This is a genomic window from Pseudoalteromonas sp. KG3, from assembly GCF_030436385.1.
Taxonomy (GTDB): domain Bacteria; phylum Pseudomonadota; class Gammaproteobacteria; order Enterobacterales; family Alteromonadaceae; genus Pseudoalteromonas; species Pseudoalteromonas prydzensis.
The window spans coordinates 2,438,101-2,445,000 of record NZ_CP098523.1; the positions used below are offsets into that span (position 1 = coordinate 2,438,101).

Annotated in this window: 5 protein-coding genes and 2 rRNA genes; all 7 read right to left on the reverse strand. The window is 44.4% G+C overall.

Annotated elements, in window-relative coordinates:
* Nucleotides 1–28 precede the first annotated feature (28 nt).
* Nucleotides 29–961 carry a CHAD domain-containing protein gene (locus tag NDQ71_RS11590; RefSeq protein WP_192542562.1) on the reverse strand — a complete coding sequence of 311 codons (933 nt, stop codon included), beginning with the start codon at nt 959–961 and terminating at the stop codon, nt 29–31.
* A 102-nt stretch (nt 962–1,063) separates the two neighbouring features.
* Nucleotides 1,064–1,597: an IS630 family transposase gene (locus tag NDQ71_RS11595; protein WP_301561659.1), complete on the reverse strand. Its 534-nt coding sequence runs from the start codon at nt 1,595–1,597 to the stop codon at nt 1,064–1,066.
* Between the two features lie 25 nt (nt 1,598–1,622).
* On the reverse strand, nt 1,623–2,081 hold the full coding sequence (locus tag NDQ71_RS11600; RefSeq protein WP_301561660.1) for a winged helix-turn-helix domain-containing protein: 459 nt from the start codon (nt 2,079–2,081) through the stop codon (nt 1,623–1,625).
* Nucleotides 2,082–2,188: 107 nt separating this feature from the next.
* A complete protein-coding gene (locus NDQ71_RS11605; protein ID WP_301561659.1) occupies nt 2,189–2,722 on the reverse strand; it encodes an IS630 family transposase in 534 nt (177 codons plus the stop codon).
* A gap of 25 nt (nt 2,723–2,747) precedes the next feature.
* Complete coding sequence (locus NDQ71_RS11610; RefSeq protein WP_301561660.1) at nt 2,748–3,206, reverse strand: winged helix-turn-helix domain-containing protein; 459 nt, start codon at nt 3,204–3,206, stop codon at nt 2,748–2,750.
* 342 nt (nt 3,207–3,548) lie between these two features.
* A 5S ribosomal RNA gene (gene rrf / locus NDQ71_RS11615) occupies nt 3,549–3,663 on the reverse strand.
* Nucleotides 3,664–3,866: 203 nt separating this feature from the next.
* Nucleotides 3,867–6,855: ribosomal RNA gene (locus NDQ71_RS11620) — 23S ribosomal RNA — on the reverse strand.
* Nucleotides 6,856–6,900 lie beyond the last annotated feature (45 nt).

Below are 6,900 nucleotides of genomic sequence, written 5' to 3' on the forward strand. Positions count from 1 at the left end.
TCCAACACTAAATCTTTTAAATAGCCGTTTACTTACCGCGACTAACACCGCGAGAGGTTCTGCTGCTGCTGTCTCTTACCGAGCCCGAACTTTTACTGTAACTACTGCTTTTAGAGTAACTACTGCGTGTTTTCGGTGGGGTATAACTGCTACGACTTAACCCTGAAGCACCGCTCTTTTTCGACGCATAAGGACTGGTAAACTGCTTACCTTGACGTTGATAAGACTGGCGTGTTCGTGTTTCTACTGCCGTTTGTGCTTTCATCTGTTTCGGGCTGGTATAGCGGGCACGACCATAATCATTATAATAGCTATATTTACGGCGCTTGCTCCAACTGCCATATTCCACACGATCAAATACATCGCCTAAAATACGGTACATACCATACCATTGCCAAAAGCTGATACCGTTACTGTTAGTTTGCCAATTACCATAATTAGGATTGCCGACTAACTGATTGCCTTCACCTTCACCTTCCGCCTGCTTGCTAATTGCACCCACACGCGCCAATGAACCACCTGACATATCGGCAAGCATATTAATTGGATCGGTTAGCGCGTCAGAAAATATCGTAGGCTTAACGGCATCGCGTAACATATCAATATTAAGCAATGTTTCTTCATAAGGAGGGATTAAATAAGTACTTTTAATATCAGCTAAACGCTGGGTTAAGCCACTATAAAGTGCGCCCTTGCGAGTTGCATCCTGTGCAAGTACTGTTGCGATTTGCGCCAACTCAGGCTTTTCTTCGCTGATTATACGACCGTATTCGCCCAATAAAACCGCGTTGCGAATTGAGCCATTATCTAACGCTTTACCAAGTCCTGCTAACTCAACTTCAGCTTTAGCTATAGATTGTTTAATTGTTTCTTGTAACTGCTCTTCTTTCGATTGACAGCCCATAAGTAAGCTTACCAAACAAAATAAACTGATAAGTTTCCAAGCTTTTATATTCGACATTCATGTCACCTGATTTACTAAATTAACCCCGCTAGTTTTACACAGCTCAGAAAGTAAACCAAGGATGAAATTGCAACAAGATGATAATACCAATACTATTTATTAAGTGATCAAATTTGTCCATGCTCTAAAGCACATATGCTTAACGTTAGTAATATTTGAACGAAACACATTCCACGCTCTACTTACTTGCTCCACAATGTCGTCATAATCTGAAAAAGTACGATTAGATAACTCTCTGTTTCGCATCCATGCCCATACTTGCTCAACCGGATTAAGTTCTGGTGAATAAGGAGGCAACGGTATCACCGACACATTTTTAATCCCTTCACCAACATTACCCATATGCCAGCTTGCGCGATCAACAATAACCACTGCGTGCCGTCCACATGGCGTAGCATCTGAAATGAGTTGTAAGTGTTGTTTCATTATATCCTTACTCAAATAAGGGGCTATAATCGCCTCTGTTTGCCCTGTTGCGGGGCATACTGCACCAAAAATATGAGTGGATAGAAATTGCTGTTGCTTCACAACACGTGGCCTAGTGCCTTTTTTAGCCCAAATTTTTGAGGTGGTATTTTGTTGCCCAAATCGCGCTTCATCTTGAAACCACACATCCACTCTATCAAGCGCCACGTGGCCTGGAATTGTGATGATCGTATTATAATGGAAATTTTTTAAAGTCTTTTTGTGCCTCAATTGACTGTTTAGGATGTTTAGAACGAGACGTTATCCATGAAAGATTAAGCTCACACATCAAACGGTAGACATTATTGAGTTTGTATTGGACACCAAATGTATCGTAAATGTATTTGCGTATATCTTCACCTATCAACCTCCCACCTTCTTCTTTCACTGCGTGCGCACAGATATAATCTTTAAGCTGGCACTTTTGTTTTAATGTTAAGCCACAAGGGCGACCTGATTGTTTTTTAATATCAAGCGCTTTAAGTCCATCGGATAAGTATGCAGTAACCCACTCATTGACCAGTCTACGGCTAACGCGTGTGGTTTTGGCGACAACAGTACGATTTTTTACTTCGAGAAAGAGGCGAATAACTTCATAACGCGTTTTTAATCGGGCATCTCTGGTATACGGGAAGTTAGGAATAGTAGACAAGCTAAACTCAATGATAATGACAAATGTATGGGTATTAGATCATAAAAAGAAGGTAATTAAAATAGATCATAAATTAAATATGTTTGGTATAATACCAATACTATTTATTAAGTGATCAAATTTGTCCATGCTCTAAAGCACATATGCTTAACGTTAGTAATATTTGAACGAAACACATTCCACGCTCTACTTACTTGCTCCACAATGTCGTCATAATCTGAAAAAGTACGATTAGATAACTCTCTGTTTCGCATCCATGCCCATACTTGCTCAACCGGATTAAGTTCTGGTGAATAAGGAGGCAACGGTATCACCGACACATTTTTAATCCCTTCACCAACATTACCCATATGCCAGCTTGCGCGATCAACAATAACCACTGCGTGCCGTCCACATGGCGTAGCATCTGAAATGAGTTGTAAGTGTTGTTTCATTATATCCTTACTCAAATAAGGGGCTATAATCGCCTCTGTTTGCCCTGTTGCGGGGCATACTGCACCAAAAATATGAGTGGATAGAAATTGCTGTTGCTTCACAACACGTGGCCTAGTGCCTTTTTTAGCCCAAATTTTTGAGGTGGTATTTTGTTGCCCAAATCGCGCTTCATCTTGAAACCACACATCCACTCTATCAAGCGCCACGTGGCCTGGAATTGTGATGATCGTATTATAATGGAAATTTTTTAAAGTCTTTTTGTGCCTCAATTGACTGTTTAGGATGTTTAGAACGAGACGTTATCCATGAAAGATTAAGCTCACACATCAAACGGTAGACATTATTGAGTTTGTATTGGACACCAAATGTATCGTAAATGTATTTGCGTATATCTTCACCTATCAACCTCCCACCTTCTTCTTTCACTGCGTGCGCACAGATATAATCTTTAAGCTGGCACTTTTGTTTTAATGTTAAGCCACAAGGGCGACCTGATTGTTTTTTAATATCAAGCGCTTTAAGTCCATCGGATAAGTATGCAGTAACCCACTCATTGACCAGTCTACGGCTAACGCGTGTGGTTTTGGCGACAACAGTACGATTTTTTACTTCGAGAAAGAGGCGAATAACTTCATAACGCGTTTTTAATCGGGCATCTCTGGTATACGGGAAGTTAGGAATAGTAGACAAGCTAAACTCAATGATAATGACAAATGTATGGGTATTAGATCATAAAAAGAAGGTAATTAAAATAGATCATAAATTAAATATGTTTGGTATAATTTAGGAAGAATCAAAGGCAGAGAAATAGTTTGCGAGTTTAAATTTCATTATGGGGAGCGCGAGTTTAAAAAAAGCCTGCCAAAAGAGTCTGTTGCTTAAGGGATAGATTGCACTGCGAGGTAGTTGTGGCATTCTTTTTATGGTTGACACTGTGCAACTGATAGCTGACGGCTTAAAACTGAGAGCTATACTTTATTTTAGGCAACAAAAAACCCGTCACATCGCTGTAACGGGTTTCTTTAATTTGGAGCCTGGCGATGACCTACTTTCACATAACAAATGCTACACTATCATCGGCGCTGTTTCGTTTCACTACTGAGTTCGGCATGGGGTCAGGTGGGTCCAAAACGCTATTGTCACCAAGCAAATTTGGTGTAAGTTCGATTTAATCAAACTTACTAAAATTTGGAATTTCTGATAATAAAAAGTCTTCAGTAATCTACTTTAGTTATATTAACTTCTTCGCTTAAACTGTCACATAAAAATCTGTCTGGAACAGATTTTAACGCACTTGTGCGGCTTTAGTAATTTACATGGACGTAAATTATAAAACGCGTTTGGCGTTGTATGGTTAAGCCTCACGGGTAATTAGTACAAGTTAGCTTAACATATCACTATGCTTCCACATCTTGCCTATCAACGTTGTAGTCTTCAACGGCCCTTCAGAGACTTTAAAAGTCTAGTGAGAACTCATCTCGAGGCCTGCTTCGCGCTTAGATGCTTTCAGCGCTTATCAGTTCCGAACGTAGCTACCGGGCAATGCCATTGGCATGACAACCCGAACACCAGCGGTTCGTTCACTCCGGTCCTCTCGTACTAGGAGCAACCCCTCTCAATTCTCAAACGCCCACGGCAGATAGGGACCGAACTGTCTCACGACGTTCTAAACCCAGCTCGCGTACCACTTTAAATGGCGAACAGCCATACCCTTGGGACCGACTTCAGCCCCAGGATGTGATGAGCCGACATCGAGGTGCCAAACACCGCCGTCGATATGAACTCTTGGGCGGTATCAGCCTGTTATCCCCGGAGTACCTTTTATCCGTTGAGCGATGGCCCTTCCATTCAGAACCACCGGATCACTATGACCTACTTTCGTACCTGCTCGACGTGTCTGTCTCGCAGTTAAGCTGGCTTCTACCATTACACTAACCGTACGATGTCCGACCGTACTTAGCCAACCTTCGTGCTCCTCCGTTACTCTTTGGGAGGAGACCGCCCCAGTCAAACTACCCACCAGGCACTGTCCGTAACCCCGATTCAGGGGCCAACGTTAGAACATCAAAACTACAAGGGTGGTATTTCAAGGACGACTCCACAAAAACTAGCGTCTCTGCTTCTTAGTCTCCCACCTATCCTACACATGTAGGTTCAATGTTCAGTGCCAAGCTGTAGTAAAGGTTCACGGGGTCTTTCCGTCTAGCCGCGGGTACACAGCATCTTCACTGCGATTTCAATTTCACTGAGTCTCGGGTGGAGACAGCGTGGCCATGGTTACACCATTCGTGCAGGTCGGAACTTACCCGACAAGGAATTTCGCTACCTTAGGACCGTTATAGTTACGGCCGCCGTTTACCGGGGCTTCGATCAAGAGCTTCGTCCGAAAACTAACCCCATCAATTAACCTTCCGGCACCGGGCAGGTGTCACACCGTATACGTCATCTTGCGATTTTGCACAGTGCTGTGTTTTTAATAAACAGTCCCAGCCACCTGGTCACTGCGGCTCCCGTCCGCTTAGAGAGCAAGTCTCATCACAGATAGGAGCGTACCTTCTCCCGAAGTTACGGTACGATTTTGCCTAGTTCCTTCACCCGAGTTCTCTCAAGCGCCTTAGTATTCTCTACCTGACCACCTGTGTCGGTTTGGGGTACGATTCGGTATAATCTGAAGCTTAGAGGCTTTTCCTGGAAGTATGGCATCAGCAACTTCATCACCTTAGTGACTCGTCTCGTGTCTCAGCCTAACAGCAACCCGGATTTACCTAAGTCGCTAGCCTACTCACTTTCACATGGACTACCAACGCCATGCTTGCTTAGCCTGCTCCGTCCCCCCATCGCAATTATACCAAGTACGGAAATATTAATCCGTTTCCCATCGACTACGCCTTTCGGCCTCGCCTTAGGGGTCGACTTACCCTACCCTGATTAACATGGGATAGGAACCCTTGGTCTTCCGGCGTGCGGGTTTTTCACCCGCATTATCGTTACTCATGTCAGCATTCGCACTTCTGATACCTCCAGCATACCTCCCGGTACACCTTCAACGGCTTACAGAACGCTCCCCTACCACTTGAGCATACCCCGAAACTATCTTTTATCATCACCGACTCACGTTCGGGTGACGCTTGAACGTTGTGCGCTTCGCGCTGTCAACGTTAATCAAAATAGCTTGGGTGGTATGCTCAAATCCGCAGCTTCGGTGCATAGTTTAGCCCCGTTACATCTTCCGCGCAGACCGACTCGACCAGTGAGCTATTACGCTTTCTTTAAAGGATGGCTGCTTCTAAGCCAACCTCCTGGCTGTCTGGGCCTTTCCACATCGTTTCCCACTTAACTATGACTTTGGGACCTTAGCTGGCGGTCTGGGTTGTTTCCCTCTTCACGACGGACGTTAGCACCCGCCGTGTGTCTCCCGGATAGTACTTTACGGTATTCGGAGTTTGCAAAGGGTTGGTAAGTCGGGATGACCCCCTAGCCTTAACAGTGCTCTACCCCCGTAAGTATTCGTCCGAGGCTCTACCTAAATAGATTTCGGGGAGAACCAGCTATCTCCCGGTTTGATTAGCCTTTCACTCCTAGCCACAGGTCATCCCCTAACTTTTCAACGTTAGTGGGTTCGGTCCTCCAGTTGATGTTACTCAACCTTCAACCTGCCCATGGCTAGATCACCGGGTTTCGGGTCTATACCTTGCAACTATTCGCCCAGTTAAGACTCGGTTTCCCTACGGCTACCCTAATCGGTTAACCTCGCTACAAAATATAAGTCGCTGACCCATTATACAAAAGGTACGCAGTCACAGAACAAGTCTGCTCCTACTGCTTGTACGTACACGGTTTCAGGTTCTATTTCACTCCCCTCACAGGGGTTCTTTTCGCCTTTCCCTCACGGTACTGGTTCACTATCGGTCAGTTGGGAGTATTTAGCCTTAGATGATGGTCCACCTATATTCAGTCAAAGTTTCACGTGCTCCGACCTACTCGATTTCACTTAAAATGTCTTTTCATGTACGGGACTATCACCCTGTATCGTGGCACTTTCCAGAGCCTTCCATTAACACATAATAAGCTTAAGGGCTGTTCCGGTTTCGCTCGCCGCTACTTCCGGAATCTCGGTTGATTTCTTTTCCTACGGGTACTTAGATGTTTCAGTTCTCCGCGTTCGCCTCGTTAACCTATGTATTCAGTTAACGATACCTGCAAGCAGGTGGGTTTCCCCATTCGGAAATCCTAGTCTCAAGTGCTTTTTACTAGCTTGACTAGGCTTATCGCAAGTTAATACGTCCTTCATCGCCTCCAACTGCCAAGGCATCCACCGTGTACGCTTAGTCACTTAACCATACAACCCAAACGGGTCTTTGTTTTGTCACAGTTTAACTTCGCC

What these genes read in the sequence shown, in the direction of transcription:
- NDQ71_RS11590 (WP_192542562.1), bottom strand. Translation starts at nt 961, where the DNA reads ATGTCGAATATAAAAGCTTGGAAACTTATCAGTTTATTTTGTTTGGTA.